This is a genomic window from Pseudomonas sp. SWI7 (assembly GCF_006351945.1).
Lineage (GTDB): Bacteria > Pseudomonadota > Gammaproteobacteria > Pseudomonadales > Pseudomonadaceae > Aquipseudomonas > Aquipseudomonas fulva.
On record NZ_CP040930.1, the window covers coordinates 3,496,713 to 3,517,088 of the forward strand.

At 62.5% G+C, this 20,376-nt stretch carries 17 protein-coding genes and 1 tRNA gene; 10 read left to right on the forward strand and 8 right to left on the reverse strand.

The features are described 5' to 3' along the window. Positions 1 to 93 precede the first annotated feature (93 nt). Positions 94 to 2,019, reverse strand: coding sequence for a BCCT family transporter (locus FH041_RS15990; RefSeq protein WP_373682152.1), 1,926 nt, complete (start codon positions 2,017 to 2,019; stop codon positions 94 to 96). Between the two features lie 553 nt (positions 2,020 to 2,572). Between FH041_RS15990 and betI the strand changes: the two genes are divergently transcribed. From betI to betA, 3 genes are all read left to right on the forward strand, one after another. Continuing rightward, on the forward strand, positions 2,573 to 3,226 hold the full coding sequence (betI, locus tag FH041_RS15995) for a transcriptional regulator BetI (RefSeq protein WP_027914083.1): 654 nt from the start codon (positions 2,573 to 2,575) through the stop codon (positions 3,224 to 3,226). Positions 3,227 to 3,264: 38 nt separating this feature from the next. Further along, on the forward strand, positions 3,265 to 4,737 hold the full coding sequence (gene betB, locus FH041_RS16000) for a betaine-aldehyde dehydrogenase (protein ID WP_023532870.1): 1,473 nt from the start codon (positions 3,265 to 3,267) through the stop codon (positions 4,735 to 4,737). 146 nt (positions 4,738 to 4,883) lie between these two features. Then, entirely contained in the window at positions 4,884 to 6,575 is a 1,692-nt protein-coding gene (gene betA / locus FH041_RS16005) for a choline dehydrogenase (RefSeq protein WP_023532909.1), read from the forward strand. Between the two features lie 40 nt (positions 6,576 to 6,615). On the opposite strand, the gene hisF is transcribed toward betA, so the two are convergent. The 6 genes from hisF to FH041_RS16035 form a co-directional block, all read right to left on the reverse strand. Then, complete coding sequence (hisF, locus tag FH041_RS16010) at positions 6,616 to 7,386, reverse strand: imidazole glycerol phosphate synthase subunit HisF (protein ID WP_027914085.1); 771 nt, start codon at positions 7,384 to 7,386, stop codon at positions 6,616 to 6,618. A gap of 77 nt (positions 7,387 to 7,463) precedes the next feature. Next, positions 7,464 to 8,213 (reverse strand): 1-(5-phosphoribosyl)-5-[(5-phosphoribosylamino)methylideneamino]imidazole-4-carboxamide isomerase, encoded by a 750-nt coding sequence (gene hisA / locus FH041_RS16015; RefSeq protein WP_023533011.1) that lies wholly within the window; start codon positions 8,211 to 8,213, stop codon positions 7,464 to 7,466. Between the two features lie 27 nt (positions 8,214 to 8,240). After that, on the reverse strand, positions 8,241 to 8,501 hold the full coding sequence (locus FH041_RS16020; protein ID WP_027914086.1) for a DUF2164 domain-containing protein: 261 nt from the start codon (positions 8,499 to 8,501) through the stop codon (positions 8,241 to 8,243). Further along, positions 8,502 to 9,140: an imidazole glycerol phosphate synthase subunit HisH gene (gene hisH / locus FH041_RS16025; protein ID WP_028687279.1), complete on the reverse strand. Its 639-nt coding sequence runs from the start codon at positions 9,138 to 9,140 to the stop codon at positions 8,502 to 8,504. Beyond that, the gene (gene hisB / locus FH041_RS16030; RefSeq protein WP_023532883.1) at positions 9,141 to 9,734 is read right to left on the reverse strand and encodes an imidazoleglycerol-phosphate dehydratase HisB; all 594 of its coding nucleotides are present in this window, start codon (positions 9,732 to 9,734) and stop codon (positions 9,141 to 9,143) included. A gap of 260 nt (positions 9,735 to 9,994) precedes the next feature. Then, positions 9,995 to 11,656, reverse strand: coding sequence for an OFA family MFS transporter (locus FH041_RS16035; RefSeq protein ID WP_049696743.1), 1,662 nt, complete (start codon positions 11,654 to 11,656; stop codon positions 9,995 to 9,997). 285 nt (positions 11,657 to 11,941) lie between these two features. Here FH041_RS16035 and FH041_RS16040 point away from each other — a divergent pair, with 285 nt between their 5' ends. From FH041_RS16040 to FH041_RS16065, 6 genes are all read left to right on the forward strand, one after another. Further along, entirely contained in the window at positions 11,942 to 14,197 is a 2,256-nt protein-coding gene (locus FH041_RS16040) for an AsmA family protein (RefSeq protein WP_049696744.1), read from the forward strand. Continuing rightward, a complete protein-coding gene (gene mutY / locus FH041_RS16045) occupies positions 14,194 to 15,258 on the forward strand; it encodes an A/G-specific adenine glycosylase (protein ID WP_027914089.1) in 1,065 nt (354 codons plus the stop codon). The genes FH041_RS16040 and mutY overlap by 4 nt, the downstream gene beginning before the upstream one ends. Beyond that, on the forward strand, positions 15,258 to 15,530 hold the full coding sequence (locus tag FH041_RS16050; RefSeq protein WP_027914090.1) for an oxidative damage protection protein: 273 nt from the start codon (positions 15,258 to 15,260) through the stop codon (positions 15,528 to 15,530). The genes mutY and FH041_RS16050 overlap by 1 nt, the downstream gene beginning before the upstream one ends. A gap of 91 nt (positions 15,531 to 15,621) precedes the next feature. Beyond that, positions 15,622 to 15,697 (forward strand) — tRNA-Phe (locus tag FH041_RS16055). Positions 15,698 to 15,921: 224 nt separating this feature from the next. After that, positions 15,922 to 16,902: a polyphosphate kinase 2 gene (ppk2, locus tag FH041_RS16060; RefSeq protein WP_028687282.1), complete on the forward strand. Its 981-nt coding sequence runs from the start codon at positions 15,922 to 15,924 to the stop codon at positions 16,900 to 16,902. 87 nt (positions 16,903 to 16,989) lie between these two features. Next, on the forward strand, positions 16,990 to 17,433 hold the full coding sequence (locus FH041_RS16065) for a hypothetical protein (protein ID WP_027914092.1): 444 nt from the start codon (positions 16,990 to 16,992) through the stop codon (positions 17,431 to 17,433). 143 nt (positions 17,434 to 17,576) lie between these two features. Here FH041_RS16065 and gabP read toward each other — a convergent pair whose 3' ends face one another. After that, positions 17,577 to 18,962, reverse strand: a complete 1,386-nt coding sequence (gene gabP / locus FH041_RS16070; protein ID WP_023535725.1) for a GABA permease — start codon at positions 18,960 to 18,962, stop codon at positions 17,577 to 17,579. A gap of 638 nt (positions 18,963 to 19,600) precedes the next feature. Between gabP and FH041_RS16075 the strand changes: the two genes are divergently transcribed. Next, entirely contained in the window at positions 19,601 to 20,374 is a 774-nt protein-coding gene (locus tag FH041_RS16075) for an ABC transporter ATP-binding protein (RefSeq protein ID WP_023535748.1), read from the forward strand. Positions 20,375 to 20,376 lie beyond the last annotated feature (2 nt).

A 20,376-nucleotide genomic window follows, 5' to 3' on the forward strand; every position in this document is an offset into this window, starting at 1 on the left:
GTGGGCATGGTGGGCCTCCTTGAATCGGGAGACCCACCGTAGCCACGCACGTGTGGTCATCGGCCGTACATATTGCTAGGCCAGGACCAAGCGTCAGCTGTATACCCGCCCCAACACTTGCCGATGGCTCTCGAACTGGTCCAGTACATCGCGCACGATCTGTTCAGGCGCAAAGCCCATCAGGTCATACTCCTGGCTACCGTCGTGCAAATACACTTCGGCACGGTAGAAGCGTTGCCGTACCTCGGGCTCACCTTCGACCGGGGCTTCTGTCGGTGCAGCCATGTAGCCGTCGAGGCTGACTTCATAGACGAAGGGGTTACCTTCTTCCATCATCACCCGCAGGCCCATCATGTTGCGCGATTGGCCGACCCGGGTCTCGACGTCGAAGCCCTGGGTTTGCAACTGAGCCGCAGCATCCTTCAGCGCAGGGCTGACCTGCTTGTCCATGAAGCGCTGCACCACAGCCTGGGTCGGTTGCAGTTCGAGCTGGGTCAGGCGCTCACTGAAGCCTCGACGGCCACGTGCGGCCAGTTCGGCCCGCTCCTGCTCCATGGCCACGTCCTGCCGCATGGCCTTGTACAAGCCGAACATGAACAGCACCAGCACCACCGAGAACGGCAGGCCTGCCAGTACCACCATGGTCTGCATGGCTTCGAAGTTGCCGGCGAACAACAGGCCGATGGTGACCAGGGTGATGATCACCGACCAGAACACCACCATCCAGTGCGGGGCGTCCTCGTCGACCTTGCCGCCTTTGCACGACAGGTTGGCCATCATGACTGCACCGGAATCCGCTGGGGTCAGGAACAGGACGAAGCCCACGAACACGGCCACGCCGATCACGATCTTCGCGGCCGGGAAATATTCCAGCAGCTGGTAGATCGACATGGACGGCTGCTCGAGGGCGGTCTTGCCCAGTTCGACGGCGCCATGGTTGATCACCAGGTCCAAGGCTGTGTTGCCGAAGATCGACAGCCACGCCAGGGTGAAGCCCAGCGGGATCAACAGCACACCGCTGACCAGCTGGCGCACGGTACGGCCCTTGGAGATCCGGGCAATGAACATGCCCACGAACGGGCCCCAGGAAATCCACCAGGCCCAATAGAACACTGTCCACAGGCCCAACCAGCGCTCTGACTTGCCCGACTCACCCTCATACACATAAAGGTCGAAGGTTTTCAGCACGATGCCGTTGAGGTAGTCGCCCACGTTCTGCACGAAGCCGTTGAGCAGGTGCAGGGTCTGGCCGCCCAGCAGTACGAAGATCAGCAGCCCGCTGAACAGCGCGATGTTCAGGTTGGACAGGCGGCGGATGCCGTTTTCCACACCCGAGACCGCCGCCACCGTGGCAACGCCAGCCATTACCAGGATCACTACCAGCAGGTTGGTCTTGCTGTGGTCCATGCCGAACAGGTATTCGAGCCCCGATGCGACCTGCATCGAGCCGATCCCGAGGTTGGTGACCAGGCCCAGCAGGGTCACGAACATGCCGAAGATATCCACAGCGTTGCCGGCAGCGCCCTTGACCCAGCGCTCGCCTACCAGTGGATAGAGTGCCGAGCGCAGTGCCAGCGGCTGGTTGTGACGGTAGGCGAAGTACCCCACGGCCAAGCCCACCAGGGCGTAGATCGCCCAGCCGTGCAGGCCCCAGTGCAGGAACGTCAGTTGCAGGCCCTGACGCGCCGCTTCCAGGCTGGCCGGCGTGCCTTCGGGCGGATTGAAATAGTGATCCAGTGGCTCGGATGCGCCGAAGTACAACAGCGAAATACCGATGCCCGACGAGAACAGCATGCCGGCCCAGGCGCCATAGCTGAAGTCAGGCTGATCTTCCTTGCCGCCCAGCTTGAGCTTGCCGTAGTCGGAAAACGCCAGGTAGATGACGAACAGCAAGTAGCCGCAGATCACCAGCATGTAGTACCAGCCGAAACTGCGCGTCAGCCACTGCTGGGCGACGCCCAGTACGCGGCCGGCAGTTTCAGGAACAGCGATAAGCAAGGCAGTCAGAACGAGGATCATCAGCGCCGAGGTGTAGAACACCACGCGGTTGACCCGTACCCTCTCGGCGGGGGGTTTGGTTAGTGAGGCAGAACTCATTGCAAGAAGGCTCCGGGCAGAACGGCAGTGGAGGCTAATCGGTCTTCCTGAGCATTTGGTGGAATACCCCCACTGCATCAGGTGTTATAAAAGCACCCTGGGAATCGCGGTTTCGAACCGATCCGCTGCAACACATACGCCGTTACCACCGCTTCAAACTGCTGCGCAGGGTTGCACATGCGCGCATTGGTCACAGGGATATCGCCCGATCCTGAGGCATGTCGCAGGTTGTTCACGCTGCGACGGCGTCTGCGTCCTTTATCGATCGCCCCCGTACAAGCCTTGCCGGCCCTGGGTTTGCGCGATTTCCTAAGGTTTTAATCGATGCCGCTGGCGCCGCCACATGGGCTGTCAATGGCACAAATTGTCGCAGAGCTTATTCTTTATTGATTGAACGTTCAATCAAAACAAAATAGACTGGTCTTCGCCGAGTCAGACGCTTGTCGTCTGCTGGCAGACCTGAGGAGAAAGCAAGATGCCCAAGGTCGGTATGCAACCCATCCGCCGTCAGCAGTTGATCGAAGCCACGCTACAGGCGGTCGATCAGGTCGGTCTGGGGGACGCCAGCATTGCGCTCATTGCCCGTTTGGCCGGCGTGTCGAACGGCATCATCAGTCACTACTTTCGGGACAAGAACGGCCTGATCGCAGCGACGATGGGCTACATCATGAGCATGCTCAACGAAGGCGTGCGAGCGCGCCGCCAGGCGTTGACGGACAATGCGCCGCGCGCCCACCTGAAAGTGATCATCGAGGGCAACTTCGATGCCAGCCAGGTGAATGGCCCGGCGATGAAAACCTGGTTGGCTTTCTGGGCTTCCAGCATGCACCAGCCCGATCTGCACAGATTGCAACGGATCAATGACCACCGTTTGTACTCCAATCTGTGTTGCCAGTTTCGCCGCGTGCTGCCGCTTTACCATGCACGCAAGGCAGCCCGCGGGCTGGCGGCCCTGATCGACGGCCTGTGGCTGCGTGGCGCCTTGTCGGGGGATGCCTTCGACACTGACCAGGCGATACGGATCGCTTACGAATACATGGATCTACAACTGGCCAAGCAGCACACACTGGGCACCGACCCCGCTGCTGAAAAACGGCGCACGGCCTCTGCCAGCACGGCAGGAGCGTGACGCCCGGCCTACTCACACATTGCACTTGCGAGGACACTATGGCCCGTTTCGGAACGCAAAAACTCTACATCGATGGCGGTTATGTCGACGCTGGCACTGATGCCACCTTCGAAGCCATCAACCCGGCTACCGGCGAAGTGCTTGCCCACGTGCAACGCGCCACCGAAGCTGACGTCGAGAAGGCTGTCGAAAGCGCCGAGCGCGGCCAGAAAGTGTGGGCGGCCATGACCGCCATGCAGCGCTCGCGCATCCTGCGCCGCGCCGTGGACATCTTGCGCGAACGCAACGACGAGCTGGCCATGCTGGAAACCCTGGACACCGGCAAGTCCTACTCCGAAACACGCTACGTCGACATCGTCACCGGCGCCGACGTACTGGAATACTACGCAGGCTTGGTACCTGCCATCGAAGGCGAGCAGATTCCGCTGCGCGAATCGTCCTTCGTCTACACCCGCCGCGAACCGCTGGGCGTGACCGCAGGTATCGGTGCCTGGAACTACCCGATCCAGATCGCCCTGTGGAAATCCGCACCGGCCCTGGCTGCCGGCAACGCGATGATCTTCAAGCCGTCGGAAGTCACTTCGCTGACCACCCTCAAGCTGGCCGAGATCTACACCGAGGCCGGCCTGCCGGACGGCGTGTTCAACGTACTGACCGGCAGCGGCCGCGAAGTCGGTAGCTGGCTGACCGAGCACCCGCGCATCGAGAAGATCTCCTTCACCGGCGGCACCACCACCGGCAAGAAGGTCATGGCCAGCGCCTCGAGCTCCTCGCTCAAGGAAGTGACCATGGAGCTGGGCGGCAAGTCGCCGCTGATCATCTGCGCCGACGCCGACCTGGACAAGGCCGCCGACATCGCCATGATGGCCAACTTCTACAGCTCGGGCCAGGTGTGCACCAACGGTACCCGCGTGTTCATCCCAGCCGAGCACAAGGCCGCTTTCGAAGCCAAGATTCTCGAGCGCGTGGCGCGCATCCGTGCCGGCAACCCGGAAGATGAAAACACCAACTTCGGCCCGCTGGTCAGCTTCCAGCACATGGAAAGCGTGCTGGGCTACATCGCCAAGGGCAAGGAAGAAGGTGCTCGCGTACTGTGTGGCGGCGAGCGCCTGACCGAAGGCGACTTCGGCAAGGGTGCCTTCGTGGCCCCGACCGTGTTCACCGATTGCCGCGACGACATGACCATCGTCAAGGAAGAGATTTTCGGCCCGGTCATGAGCATCCTCAGCTACGAGACCGAGGAAGAAGTGATCCGCCGCGCCAACGACACCGAATACGGCCTGGCAGCCGGCGTGTGCACCAACGACCTGAACCGTGCCCACCGCATCATCCACCAGCTTGAAGCGGGCATTTGCTGGATCAACGCCTGGGGCGAGTCCGCAGCCGAAATGCCGGTGGGTGGCTACAAGCAATCGGGCGTTGGTCGCGAGAACGGCATCAGCTCGCTGGCCCAATACACCCGCATCAAGTCGGTACAGGTCGAGCTGGGCGACTACGCGTCGGTCTTCTGACCGCCCGTAGCACGCCAGCCCATGCTGCAGGACAGCGCCGGTCGTTGACCGACCGGCCCTTGCAGCACTCATCCATTTGCGCGTGAGGCCAGGCTGCACCCAGGTGCAGCGCCAGACGCGCAACTGCTTCCGGAGGAAGCTTCCCCATGGAATACGATTACATCATCGTTGGTGCCGGCTCTGCCGGTAACACCCTGGCTACTCGCCTTACCGAAGACGCAGGCACCACCGTACTGCTGCTCGAAGCGGGCGGCCCTGACTATCGCTTCGACTTCCGCACCCAGATGCCAGCCGCCCTGGCCTTCCCGCTGCAAGGCCGTCGCTACAACTGGGCCTACGAGACCGACCCGGAGCCGCACATGGACGGCCGCCGCATGGAATGTGGCCGTGGCAAGGGCCTGGGTGGCTCCTCGCTGATCAACGGCATGTGCTACATCCGCGGCAACGCCCTGGACTTCGATGGCTGGGCTGAGCTGCCAGGCCTGGAAGACTGGGCCTACCTGGACTGCCTGCCGTACTTCCGCAAGGCCGAAACCCGCGACATCGGCCCCAACGACTATCACGGTGGCGACGGCCCGTTGAGCGTGGCCACGCCCAAGGCGGGTAACAACCCGCTGTTCAACGCCATGGTCGAAGCTGGCGTACAGGCCGGCTACCCGCGCACCGAAGACCTCAACGGCTACCAGCAAGAAGGCTTCGGCCCGATGGACCGTTCGGTGACCAAGAATGGCCGCCGCTCCAGCACTGCCCGCGGTTACCTGGACCAGGCCAAGAAACGCCCCAACCTGACCATCGTGACTCACGCCCTGAGCGACCGCGTACTGTTCGACGGTAAGCGCGCCATTGGTGTGAGCTACCTGGTGGGCGACAGCGAAGAGCGCGTCGAAGCACGTGCGCGCAAGGAAGTGATCGTCAGCTCCGGCGCCATCGCCACGCCGCAACTGCTGCAGCGCTCCGGTGTAGGCCCGCGCGCCCTGCTCGAAAGCCTGGACATCCCGGTCGTTCACGACCTGCCAGGGGTTGGCGAAAACCTGCAGGATCACCTGGAACTGTACCTTCAGTACGCGTGCACCCAGCCCGTATCGCTGTACCCATCGCTGCTGTGGTGGAACCAGCCGGCCATCGGCGCGGAGTGGCTGTTCAACGGTACCGGCATCGGGGCCAGCAACCAGTTCGAGGCCGGCGGTTTCATTCGCTCGCGCCCTGAATTCAAATGGCCGAACATCCAGTACCACTTCCTGCCGGTTGCCATCAATTACAACGGCTCCAAGGGCGTCAAGGAACATGGCTTCCAGGCGCACATGGGCTCGATGCGCTCGCCTAGCCGCGGCCGCGTGCAGGTCAAGTCCAAGGACCCACGCCAGCATCCGAGCATCCTGTTCAACTACATGGCCACCGAGCAGGACTGGGAAGAATTCCGTGACGGTATTCGCCTGACCCGCGAAATCATGGCCCAGCCGGCGCTGGACCCGTACCGCGGTCGCGAAATCAGCCCAGGCGCGCATGTGCAGACCGATGAAGAGCTGGACAAATTCATCCGGGAGCACGCCGAAACCGCCTACCACCCATCCTGCTCGTGCAAGATGGGTACCGACGACATGGCGGTGGTCGATGGCGAAGGCCGCGTGCATGGCATGCAGGGCCTGCGTGTAGTGGATGCGTCGATCATGCCGATCATCATCACCGGCAACCTCAACGCCACCACCATCATGATTGCCGAGAAAATCTCGGACAAGATCCGTGGTCGCAAGCCGTTGCCGCGCAGCACTGCCAAGTACTACGTGGCCAACGACGCGCCGGTCAAAGGCAAGCCCATGCGCGAAGTGAAGCAGGGCTGATCAGCAAAAGGGGCTGCCTGGCAGCCCCTTTTTTTTCGGGTCAGCGAACGACGATTCCGCGCGCTGCCATATAGGCCTTGGCCTCAGGCACCGTGTACTCCCCAAAATGGAAGATGCTGGCAGCCAACACGGCACTGGCATGCCCTTGCAAGATGCCATCGGCCAGGTGTTGAAGGTTACCCACCCCGCCCGAGGCGATCACCGGGATGCTCAACGCATCGCTGATGGCACGGGTCACGCCCAGGTCGAACCCGTTCTTCATGCCATCCTGGTCCATGCTGGTCAGCAGGATCTCGCCCGCGCCCAGGCCTTCCATCTTCTTGGCCCACTCTACCGCGTCCAAACCGGTCGGCTTGCGTCCGCCGTGGGTGAAGATTTCCCAGCGCGGCGTTTCGCCAGGGCCGGATACCTGCTTGGCATCGATGGCCACGACAATGCACTGCGAGCCGAAACGATCGGCGGCCTCGCCCACGAATTCCGGGTTGAACACGGCGGCAGTATTGATCGACACCTTGTCGGCACCGGCATTGAGCAGGTTGCGGATGTCCTGCACGGTACGCACGCCACCACCGACGGTCAGCGGGATGAAGACCTGGCTGGCCATGCGCTCGACGGTGTGCAGCGTGGTGTCGCGGCCGTCAACGCTGGCCGTGATATCGAGGAACGTGATTTCGTCCGCACCCTGCTCGTTGTAGCGCCGGGCGATTTCAACCGGGTCACCGGCATCGCGGATGTTCTCGAACTTGACGCCCTTGACCACACGGCCGTTGTCCACGTCCAGGCAAGGGATGATGCGTTTAGCTAAAGCCATGAGAGGGCTCCTGGGAAGCAACTGCAAGCTTGGGGCGGCAAGGGATACGCACCGAACGGGCCCCTTGCCGCAGATGCTTAGCGCTGGCCAATGCTCGGGTAGGTGTCACAGAAGGCCTGGGCCTCGGCGACGTCGAGGGTGCCCTCATAGATGGCACGGCCGGTGATGGCGCCAATGATGCCAGGCGCATTGGCCTGTAGCAGTGCCTTGATGTCGCCCAGGTTGTGAATGCCGCCCGAGGCGATTACCGGTATCGACGTGGCTTCTGCCAGGGCCTTGGTGAAGGGCACGTTGCAGCCCTGCATCATGCCGTCCTTGGCGATGTCGGTGTAGACGATCGCCGAGACGCCATCGGCCTCGAAGCGCTTGGCCAGGTCAATGACCTGCACCGTGCTCACCTCAGCCCAGCCGTCGGTGGCGACGAAACCGTCCTTGGCGTCCAGGCCGACGATGACCTTGCCGGGGAAGGCCTTGCAGGCCTCGGCCACGAATTCAGGCTGCTTCACCGCCTTGGTGCCGATGATCACGTAGCTGACGCCAGCCTTGACGTAGTGCTCGATGGTTTCCAGCGAGCGAATGCCGCCACCGATCTGGATCGGCAGGGTCGGGTAGCGCTTGGCGATGGCGGTGACCACTTCACCGTTGACCGGCTGGCCTTCGAAGGCACCGTTGAGGTCGACCAGGTGCAGGCGACGGCAGCCGCCCTCGACCCACTTGGCGGCCATGCTCACCGGGTCATCGGAAAATACCGTGGAATCTTCCATACGGCCCTGGCGCAGACGCACGCAGGCACCGTCCTTCAGATCGATAGCGGGGATAATCAGCATCTTGGGAACCTGTCCGTTCTTGGGGTTTCAGGGCTTCTCGAGCGCCCACAGATCGCTTTCGATGCTCTCGAACCGCTCCTTGAGGTGCAGCTGAACATCGGCGATCGCCCTGTTGTAGTAATGGGGTGCAATGTGATGGGTGAACAGTTCGAGTACCTCGGCGACTTCGAACGACCCCAGCTCCAGCTCGAAACGGTCTTCGAGAAAGCGCTTGAGCGTATCGAGCGCTTCACGCTCCTGCTCGGGGGCCAACGTGAGGATCGGCGCCTTGGTCTTCGAACGGCTCATTTACCAGCGCCCGTCCCAGGCCACGAAGTTCTGCAGCAGCTGCAGGCCATGGGTATGGCTCTTCTCCGGGTGGAACTGGACCGCGAAGCGCGAACCATCAGCCAGCGCCGCGGCGAAGTCGACGCCGTAGTGACCGCGCCCGACCACCTGGGTGGGTTTGCCGGCGGCAATGTAGTAGCTGTGCACGAAATAGAAACGCGCCCGGTCGCTGATGTCGTGCCACAGGGGGTGGTCGACGCTCTGGCTGACTTCGTTCCAGCCCATGTGCGGCACCTTCAGGTGCTCGCCCTCTTCTTGCAGGCCTTTGCCGAAGAAGCGCACCTGGCCCGGGAACAGGCCGATGCAGTCGACGCCGTCGTTTTCTTCGCTGTGCTCAAGCAGTGCCTGCATGCCCACGCAGATGCCCAGAAACGGGCGATCCTGGCTCACTTCACGCACCAGGCTGTCAAAGCCCAGGCGGCGAATTTCGGCCATGCAGTCGCGAATGGCGCCAACGCCTGGGAACACCACCCGGTCCGCTTCGCGGATCACCGCTGCATCGCTGGTGACCAGTACCTTGCCGGCGCCGACGTGCTCGAGCGCCTTGGCTACCGAGTGCAGGTTGCCCATGCCATAGTCGATTACCGCTACCGTCTGCATTTACAGGCACCCTTTGGTGGACGGCATCTGCCCGGCCATGCGCTCGTCGAGGGTAACAGCCATGCGCAGTGCGCGGCCGAAGGCCTTGAACACGGTCTCGATCTGGTGGTGGGTGTTGTGCCCACGCAGGTTGTCGATGTGCAGGGTGACCAGGGCGTGGTTGACGAAGCCCTGGAAGAATTCCTGGAACAGGTCGACGTCGAAGCCGCCTACGCTGGCACGGGTGTAAGGCACATGCATCTGCAAGCCAGGGCGGCCGGAGAAGTCGATGACCACGCGTGACAGCGCTTCGTCCAGCGGCACGTAGGCGTGGCCATAACGGAAGATGCCTTTCTTGTCGCCGATGGCCTGGGCAAACGCCATGCCCAGGGTGATACCGACGTCCTCGACGGTATGGTGATCGTCGATATGCAGGTCACCCTTGCACTCGATATCCAGATCGATCAGCCCATGGCGAGCGATCTGGTCCAGCATGTGTTCAAGGAACGGCACGCCGATATCGAATCGGGCCTTGCCACTGCCATCGAGGTTGATCGAGCACTTGACCTGGGTTTCCAGGGTATTGCGCTCGACGGAAGCCTTACGTTCGACCATCACCAGCTCCGCAAAATCATTAGGCGAAAGGGCTGCATTATAGGCGCAGATGGCCGCTGCTTGGAACGCGCAAGATAGATGGCAAGCCCAGCAATGACGGGCTCGAATACCACTACAGGTCTATACAACCAGGAGCAGGGGATCGCTTGTGGGGTATCCGAAGGGCCGCCACTCAACGCGGCCCTGTCGCACGTGCTGGTAGCATCGACGCCACGGAGCCAGGCGCGACGGCCCCGTGGCAAGGCTTCGACCAGCCCGGATCAGTGGAACAATACGGCGGTCTTCTGCAGGGTCACCCAGACGCCCCAGGCCAACGGCACCACCACCACGGCCCAGGCCAACAGCACCAGCGGCAGGCTGCCAGGCGCAGCCTTCCACTCGAGGGACCGCGCGCCGTCAGCGCCCTTGTCGTGGCTCAACGCACGTTCGGCGGCCAGTTGCGCATCGGACATGAAGTACTTGTCGGCCACCGGGCGGATCAGCACGTTGCAGATGAAGCCCAGCACCAACAGGCCGGCGAGGATGTACAGGGTCATGTCGTACGCTGCCGCACGTTCAACGCCAGCCGCCAATTGAGATTCGCGCAGGTAGGTGATCAACACAGGCCCCAGCACCCCGGCGGCCGCCCAGGCTGTCAACAGACGCCCGTGGATGGCGCCAACCATCTGTGTGCCGAACAGGTCGGCCAGGTAGGCGGGTACCGTGGAGAAGCCACCGCCATACATCGACAGGATGATGCAGAACGCCGCCACGAACAGCGCCACGTTGCCCAGGTGACCCATGTTCGGGATCAGGCTGTACAGGCCAACGCCCAAGGCGAAGAAGGCGAAGTAGGTATTCTTGCGCCCGATGTAGTCGGAGAACGACGCCCAGAAGAACCGCCCGCCGATGTTGAACAGGCTCAACAAGCCGGTAAAGCCCGCCGCGATGGCGGCAATCTGCGCCAATTGCGCGGCATTGAGCTGGCTGAAGGTGAGTTCATTGCCCAGCAACTTGCCAGCGAACACTTCCTGCAACAGCGGCGAGGCCATGCCGAGAATGCCGATACCGGCCGACACGTTCAGGCACAGCACCAGCCAGACCAGGACGAACTGTGGGGTTTTCCAGGCTACGCTGACGTGCACATGGCGATCGGTGACCATGCCGTTGCCCGCCTTCTTGGCCGGCGCGGTCCAGCCTTCAGGCTTCCAGCCGGTGGGCGGAATGCGATAGGCCAAGGCGCCGGCCGTCATGAACACGAAGTAGATCGCGGCCATGACCACGAAGCTCTGCCACACGCCCACCTCTTGCGCGCTGCCAAAATGACCCATCAGCGCCGTGGCCAACGGTGCACCCACCATTGCACCGCCGCCGAAGCCCATGATGGCCATGCCGGTGGCCATGCCGCGCTTGTCCGGGAACCACTTGATCAGGGTGGACACGGGCGAAATGTACCCCAGGCCCAAGCCAATACCGCCAATCACGCCGGAACCTAACCACATCAGCCACAGCTGATGGGTTTTCACCCCGATGGCGGAGATCAGCATGCCGCCACACCAGCACAGCGCCGAGACCAGCCCGGCCTTGCGCGGGCCGGCGTGTTCCAGCCAGCCGCCCAGCACGGCGGCCGAACAGCCGAGGAAGACGAAGAACAGGGTATAGATCCAGCTGAGCATCGAAATGGGCCAGTCGCACTCGGCGCTGAACAATCGGGCGACGAAGCTCATGTCTGGCGCGCATGCCACTGGCGCCGTAATGCCCAAAGCTTGAGACAACGGCAGCCAGAACACCGAAAAGCCATAGGCCATGCCGATGCACAGGTGGATGGCCAAAGCAGCCGGAGGCACCAGCCAGCGGTTGAAGCCCGGCCGGGCGATGATGCGTTCCTTGGAGAGGAAGCCTGGCGCACTGGCCAAGGCATCCGCCGTCATGGTGCGGCTCATGGGGATGATCCTTTTTTATAAGTTGTGGAGGCAGGCAAAGCGGCGCAAGGGTAGCAGTATCCGATCACATGAAAGCAATCTGATATCGCCTATTTTAGTTCGGCTGAAACGGTAACGCGCTGTAGCCGATCTTTCTGAACTGCCAAGATCACCGCTGTCGAAAGCCGTAGCATCTACTGAGCACGTGGGAAATGGCCGGTATATCCAGCCGAATCAGCAGGGACGGCCGCTGCGGCGCTATACTCTCGCGCTTGAATTCACATTCCGATAGTTAAGGACTCGCCCATGAAAGCGTTCGGCAAAATCCTGGGCCTAGGGCTTCTCGGGTTGTTGCTGATCATCGTGGCGCTGGGCTTTGCCCTGACCCACCTGTTCGATCCCAACGACTACAAAGACGAGATTCGCCAGCTGGCGCGCGACAAGGCTCACGTGGAGCTGACTCTCAACGGCGACATTGGCTGGAGCCTGTTCCCATGGCTGGGGCTTGAGCTGCATGACGCCAGCATCGCCACCTTGAATGCGCCCAAGGCGCCGTTTGCCGACTTGCAGATGCTGGGCCTGTCGGTGCGGGTGCTGCCGCTGCTGCGCCGCGAGGTGCAGATGAGTGATGTGCGCGTCGAAGGGCTGAACCTGATCCTGACCCGTGACGAACAAGGGCATGGCAACTGGGAGGACATCGGCAAGCCTTTGCCTGCGTCGGCCGAGGGCGAAACCCCTGCACCAGGCAATGCGCAAGGCCCCGAAACCACCGATCAGCGCTCCGGCACTGCCAACGCAGACCGACCGGTCAAGCTCGATATCGACAGCCTGACCGTGAACAACGCACGCGTGCAGTACACCGACGCACGCAGCGGCGTCAGCTACAACGCCGAAAGCATTCAACTCAGCACCGGCGCGGTACACGAAGGCGCCACTATTCCACTCAAGGCCAGCGCATTCATCAGCGCCAGCCAGCCCAACATCAAGGCGCGCACCGAAGTGGCCGGCGAGCTGCGTCTGGATCGTGCGCTCAAGCGCTACAGCTTCGAAGACATGCGCCTGTCGGGCGAAACCTCTGGAGAGCCCACTGGCGGCAAGACCGTAACCTTCGCCGCCCAGGGCCAGTTGCTGCTCGACCAGGCCGCCAACGTGGCGTCATGGAACGGCCTGAAACTGTCGGCCAACCAGCTGCGCGCCCTGGGCGAACTCAACCTGCGCGAGCTGGACAAGACGCCGCAGCTAAGTGGCGGCCTGTCCATTGCCCAGTTCGACCTGCGTACCTTCCTGGACGGTATCGGCCACCCGCTGCCCGCCACTCAGGACCCGGCTGCATTCGGCAAGCTCGAGCTGGTCACGCGCCTGCAAGGCACGCCTGCCAGCATCGCCCTGGAAGACCTGTCGGTGAAACTGGACAGCAGCACCTTCACCGGACGCGTGGCGGTTGAAGATTTCGCCAAGCAAGCCCTGCGCCTGCAACTGAAGGGCGACAGCTTCGATGCAGACCGGTACCTGCCGGCCAAGAGCGAAGAGGCCAAGGGCGCCACTGCTGCGCGCAAGGCCCAGGTACAGCAGCAAGAAGCCAGTGCCGTGGCCGGTGCAGGCAGCACACCCCTGCCCGACGCCCCCACCCAGGGCGCCTGGAGCACTGACAAACTGCTGCCGGTGGACCGTCTGCGCGCCCTCGACCTGCAGGCAGACCTGAGCTTCGGTTCGCTGACGCTGGACAAGCTGCCCATCGGCAACGCCCGCCTGACGGCCAATGGCCAGGGTGGGCTACTGACCCTGCAAACCTTGCGCGGTGACCTGTACAACGGCACGTTCGAGGCCAAGGGTACGGTCGACGTGCGCCCCGCCGTGCCACAGCTGGGGGTCAACACCCGCATCCAGCGAGTACCCGTCGAGCATTTCATCAAGACCGACGACAAGGACAAGACGCCGCCGGTCAAGGGTTTGCTGACCCTGTCCAGCGACCTGACCGCCACCGGCAACAGCCAGAAAGCGCTGGTGGACACGCTCAACGGCACGGCCAACTTCACCATCAATGACGGTGTGCTGGTCAACGCCAACCTCGAACAACAGCTGTGCCAGGCCATTGCCACGCTCAACCGCAAGTCGCTCAGCGGCGAGCCGCGCGGCAAGGACACCCCGTTCCAGGCGCTGCGTGGCAGCGTGGTGATTCGCAATGGCGTGGCCAGCAACCCTGACCTCAAGGTGCGAATTCCAGGCCTGACCGTCAACGGCCATGGTGACGTGGACCTGCGGGTACTGGGCATGGACTACAACGTGGGTGTTATCGTCGAGGGCGATCAGCGGGCCATGCCCGACCCGGCCTGCCAGGTCAACGAGCGCTACGTGGGCGTGGAAGTGCCGCTGCGCTGCCGTGGCCCGCTGGAGCTGGGCGCCAAGGCCTGCCGTCTGGACAAGGACGGCATGGGCAAGGTCGCCGCCAAACTCGCAGGCAACCGCCTCAAAGACAAGATCGACGAAAAACTCGATGAAAAACTCGGAGACAAAGTGAGCCCGGAACTCAAAGACGCGCTCAAGGGGCTGTTCAAGCGATGACACCCGAGCAGTTTTCCAGCGCTGTGCTGGAGTGGTACGACACGCACGGCCGGCACGATCTGCCCTGGCAACAGGGCATCAACCCGTACCGGGTGTGGGTGTCTGAAATCATGCTGCAACAGACCCAGGTCAGCACCGTGCTGAACTATTTCGACCGCTTCATGCATGCGCTGCCGACCGTGCAAGCGCTGGCCGAGGCGCCCGAGGACGAGGTGCTGCACTTGTGGACGGGCCTGGGCTACTACACCCGCGCCCGCAACCTGCAGAAGGCTGCACGCATCGTGGTCGAGCAGCATGGCGGGGTGTTTCCGCGCAGCGTCGAGCAGCTCACCGAGCTGCCCGGCATCGGCCGCTCCACAGCCGGGGCCATCGCCAGCATCAGCATGGGCATCCGTGCGCCGATCCTGGACGGTAACGTCAAACGAGTCCTGGCGCGCTTCACCGCCCAGGCCGGTTACCCGGGTGAGCCGAAGGTAGCCAACCAGCTGTGGGCCACTGCCGAGCGTTTCACGCCCATGGTTCGTGCCAACCACTACACCCAGGCGATGATGGACCTGGGCGCGACGCTCTGCACCCGCAGCAAGCCCACCTGCCTGCTCTGCCCGGTCCGGCGCGGCTGCGAGGCGCACTTGCACGGCGAAGAAACCCGCTACCCCGAGCCCAAGCCGCGCAAGGCGCTGCCCCAGCGGCGCACGCTGATGCCGCTGCTGGCCAACGACGACGGCGCCATCCTGCTGTACCGTCGCCCGTCCAGTGGCCTGTGGGGCGGGCTGTGGAGCTTGCCGGAGCTCGACGACATCGCCCAGCTCGACGACTTGGCCGACCAGCACGGCCTGCGCCTGGGCCGCAGCCGCGCCCTGGACAACCTGACCCACACCTTCAGCCACTTCCAGCTGGCCATCGAGCCTTGGCTGGTGCACGTCGACCCGGTTGGCGAGCACATGGTCGAGGCCGACTGGCTCTGGTATAACCTGGCCACCCCACCGCGCCTGGGCCTGGCCGCCCCGGTGAAGAAGCTGCTCAAACGCGCAGCCGACGAACTGATTGCAGGAGATGCCTGATGACCCGCACCGTGATGTGCCGCAAGTACAACGAAGAACTGCCCGGCCTGGACCGCCCACCCTATCCAGGGGCCAAGGGCCAGGACATCTTCGACCACATCTCGCAGAAGGCCTGGGCCGACTGGCAGAAGCACCAGACCATGCTGATCAACGAAAAGCGCCTGAACATGATGAATGGCGAGGACCGCAAATTCCTCCAGGCCGAGATGGACAAGTTTTTCGCTGGCGAAGAATACGCTCAGGCAGAAGGCTACGTACCGCCCTCGCAATGACCCGGGGGCACGTAAGCGACGGAATTAATTTAATATTTTTTTCAAAAAGTCGTTGACGAGCGGTCTGAAAGTCTATTTAATTCACCTCGTCGCCCAGATAGCTCAGTCGGTAGAGCAGAGGATTGAAAATCCTCGTGTCGGCGGTTCGACTCCGTCTCTGGGCACCACCTTCAGCTTCTGGTGGTTGCAAAGTCACCCGAAGCGACACAAGAAACCCGCCCAGTGCGGGTTTTTTGTTGCCTGTCGAAAAGTGCTGGTGGGTCGCCCTTCGTCGTGGGTAGCCTTCGGTCAGCAGCACTCATCCCGGCCGGGTTGATCAACATCAAAGAGCCAGCGCCCTGTGGTCCTTAGCATTCAAGGTGAACATTCGAACCACCTTGCAAGGACCTCCATGAGCGACGACGCCCCTCTCCAGACTTCCCCACCCCCCAAGAAGGCTACCCCCACGGCCAAGCCCCGCACTCGCCGCCCCCGCCCGCGCAAACCCGAACCGGCCATCACCGCGATCAGCCAGGCACCGACCGCACTTGAAGTGGCCAGCGCTCCCAAGGGCAGCAGCGAAGACAGCACATCGGCGCGCTTGCCATCCGGCTACCCTTACCCGCAGCGCCTGCGTCGACAAGAGTACGAAAGGGCCAAGCACGCCCTGCAGATCGAGTTGCTCAAGGTGCAAAGCTGGGTGAAAGAAACCGGCCAGCGGGTGGTGATTCTGTTCGAAGGGCGTGACGCTGCAGGCAAGGGAGGGACCATCAAGCGGTTCATGGAGCACCTGAACCCCCGGGGCGCTCGCATCGTTGCGCTGGAAAAGCCGTCGGAACAAGAGAAAGGCCAGTGGTATTTCCAGCGCTATGTGCAGCACCTGCCCACGGCGGGGGAAATGGTGTTCTTCGACCGCTCCTGGTACAACCGCGCGGGCGTCGAGAAGGTGATGGATTTCTGCTCCCCCCTTCAATACCTGGAGTTCATGCGCCAGGCGCCGGACCTTGAGCGGATGCTGTGCAACAGCGGCATACTGCTGTTCAAGTACTGGTTTTCGGTGAACCGCGAGGAACAACTGCGCCGCTTCATCTCGCGCCGGGACGACCCCCTCAAGCACTGGAAACTGTCGCCCATCGACATCAAGTCTCTGGACAAGTGGGACGACTACACCGCCGCCAAGGAAGCCATGTTCTTCCACACCGACACCGCCGACGCGCCGTGGACGGTGATCAAGTCCGATGACAAGAAGCGTGCGCGCATCAACTGCATCCGCCACTTCCTGCATTCGCTGGACTACCCGGACAAGGACTTGAGCGTGGCCTACGCGCCGGACCCACTGCTGGTCGGGCGGGCATCGCGCGGGTTCGAGGAGGACGACGCGATCGCCAGCTGACAGCCGGCGCTGCGTGCATGGCACTTGGGTTTCGCGGGCAACTGCGCTTCAATACGCGCACTTTCAAGCCCCACCCAAGGATTGCCCATGGCCACCTCCAGCAAGCAACAAAAACGCGCCAAGCGCGCCGCCACCAAGGCCAAGCAGAACCGCATGGTGCGCAGCGGCCAGGCCGTGAAGGCCAGCGCAGGCGATAGCGCCAGCGTCGAGCAGGTGTTCGACAAGGCCATGGCGTCGGCCAGTTACGACCCGTTGTTCAAGAAGATGAAGGAAGCCCAGGAAGGCGGCCTGGTGCCGATGATCTCGGTGTTCCTGGTTGACCCGCTGCTGGCCCTGGTGCTCAAGGGCCACAAGGAAGAACACGCGACCGACTATATCGTGATGGTATTCAACGCCTACCGTGCATGGCTCGATGGCGCGGACGAAGACACGACCATGGCGTGGCTGGAAAGCGATGAGTTCCAGGAGGCTTACCTGGCTGCGTCCGAGCTGGTAGCCAAGCAGCAGCAACAGCAGAAGCAGTTTGGTTGATTAGGGTGGCCGGGCTGACGGCTTGGAAACAGCCGACTTGCCCCGCTCCTAAAGACGACCGAATACCTGCGTGAGCGGCCTTGCCGAGGCGCTGGACCGGCCGCGATGGCCGGCCCTGCACGCAGGCAAATGGAGTGGCGGCCTTACTTGGCCACCGCTGCCCGTCCACCGGCTTCGCGCTTGCGGTGCACCAGCAGCCCCGCAGCCACCACGGCGATGCTCAGCAGTGCCGTCGCGATGATCTCGATGCGGTGGTCCTCACGCAGTGCCATTACGCCCAGTACCGCCACGATGAAGGCGATGGTCGCCCAGGTCAGCCCTGGGAACAGCCACATCTTGAACGCGATCTGCTCACCACTGGCCTCGCGCTTGGCACGCATGCGCAGTTGCGAAACGGCAATCACCAGGTACACCAGCAACGCGATGGCGCCGGAGCTTGCCAGCAGGAACTCGAAGACCTGGGCTGGCGCAAGGAAGTTGGCGAAGACGCACAGGAACGCCGCCGCAGTGGACAGCAGCACCGCCACGTAAGGGGTAGCCGCCTTGGTGGTGCGTTGGGCCATGGCCGGGGCATCGCCACGCTTGCTCAGCGAGAACAACATGCGCGAGGACGTGTACAGCGCCGAGTTCAGGCAGCTGGTCACGGCGATCAGTACCACGATATCGACGATCAGCTTGGCGTTGGGTACACCGATGCGGCTGAGCACGGTCTGGTAGGAACCGACTTCGGCCAACGCCGGGTCATTCCATGGCACCAGCGCCACGACCAGGAAGATCGACACCAGGTAGAACAGGCAGATACGCCAGATCACTGAGTTGGTGGCACGGCTGATCTGCTTGCCCGGGTCCTTGGACTCGGCAGCGGCGATGGTGACGATCTCGGTGCCCATGAACGAGAACATGGTCGTCAGCATGGCAGCCAGCACGGCGCCGAGGCCGTTTGGCATGAAGCCTTGGGTATCGAACAGGTGGCTGGCACCGCTGACCTGGCTGTTGGGTACCAGGCCGAACATGGCCACACAACCGACCACGATGAACGCGATGATGGCCAGCACCTTGAGCAGGGCGAACCAGAACTCGAACTCACCGTAGTTCTTCACGCTGAACAGGTTGGTCACGGTCAGTGCCAAGGTGATCAGCAGGGAGAACGCCCACAGGTCAACGGCCGGGAACCAGGCATGCAGGATGGCTGCAGCGGCGTTGGCCTCAAGTGGAATCACCAACACCCAGAACCACCAGTACAGCCAGCCGATGGTGAAGCCGGCCCAGCGCCCGATGGCACGGTCGGCGTAGGTGGAGAACGAACCGGTGTCGGGCGAAGCCACCGCCATTTCACCAAGCATGCGCATGACCAGCACCACCAGCGTACCGGCGGCGGCATAAGCCAGCAGTACCGCCGGGCCCGCCGCTGCAATGGCGTGTCCGGAACCGACGAACAGGCCTGCGCCGATGACGCCAGCAATGGACAGCATGGTCACATGCCGTTGTTTAAGCCCCTGAGCGAGGTCATTGGAATTGTTGCCGCTCATAAAACTACCTTTGCAAGGAGTAGATCACATCGGTTGCGCAAGCACGGCTCGCGTCTGGAGCATGCACAGCGGCAACCATTGATTGGACACTGGCAATAACCGCGCCATGTGCTACTCGCACTCGACAAGACCACGCCCGAAGCCAACAACGGCGGGGGCCACGGCAAAAAGGGCCATTAAATGGCCGATTAGCCATCAAAAGCGCTCATTACCGAAATACTCACTTACAAATGCACCAAAGGTGCCCCTCGGTAACACCTGCGCACCATCACAAGGCAAACAGGGCGCAACCCTTCGGTACAACCCTGGACCGCGGCGGGGGTAAAAAAGGCTGCACCGGGCCGCCTCGACAGGCTGCCCGGACAGTCAGGTTTGACGGGCACATGGTCCGAAAGCGCTTCCCTGAGACCGTCAAAACTGGCACCATCGCGCCTTTTTTCATCATGGCTCTGGTGCCGGGTAACCTCCCTTGTGGACATCTGCGCGACGTTGCGCTGCAACGATGCGACAAACTGCCCCACCAATGCCCAGAGTGCCCGGCGACCCTGTTGGCCGTCATAATGCCGCTATGCTAGCTTGGCGCACGCCAGGAAGGCCGCCAACAGCTGGGAACGCACCCGAACACATGAGGACCGCACATGGCTCAGGCCACGCCCGCGCTGGAAATCCGCAACCTGCACAAACGTTATGGCGAGCAGGAAATTCTCAAGGGCATTTCGCTGACCGCACGCGACGGTGACGTGATCTCCATTCTGGGGTCGTCCGGCTCCGGCAAGTCCACCCTGCTGCGCTGCATCAACCTGCTGGAAAACCCGCACCAGGGCGAAATCCTCGTGGCCGGTGAAGCCCTCAAGCTCAAGGCCGCAAAGAACGGCGACCTGATGGCTGCCGACAACCGCCAGATCAACCGACTGCGCAGCGAAATCGGCTTCGTCTTCCAGAACTTCAACCTGTGGCCGCACATGTCGATCCTCGACAACATCATCGAGGCCCCACGCCGCGTACTTGGCCAAAGCAAGGCCGAGGCCGTCGAGGCAGCCGAGGCGCTGCTCAACAAGGTGGGGATCTACGACAAGCGTCACAGCTACCCCGCCCAGCTGTCCGGTGGCCAGCAGCAGCGCGCCGCCATTGCCCGTACCCTGGCCATGAAGCCCAAGGTCATCCTGTTCGACGAGCCCACCTCGGCCCTCGATCCGGAAATGGTCCAGGAAGTGCTTAACGTTATCCGCGCATTGGCCGAAGAAGGCCGTACCATGCTGCTGGTGACGCACGAGATGAACTTTGCCCGCCAGGTGTCCAGTGAAGTGGTCTTCCTGCACCAGGGCCTGGTCGAAGAGCAGGGATCGCCGCAGCAGGTCTTCGAGAACCCGACCTCGGCGCGTTGCAAGCAATTCATGTCCAGCCACCGCTAACG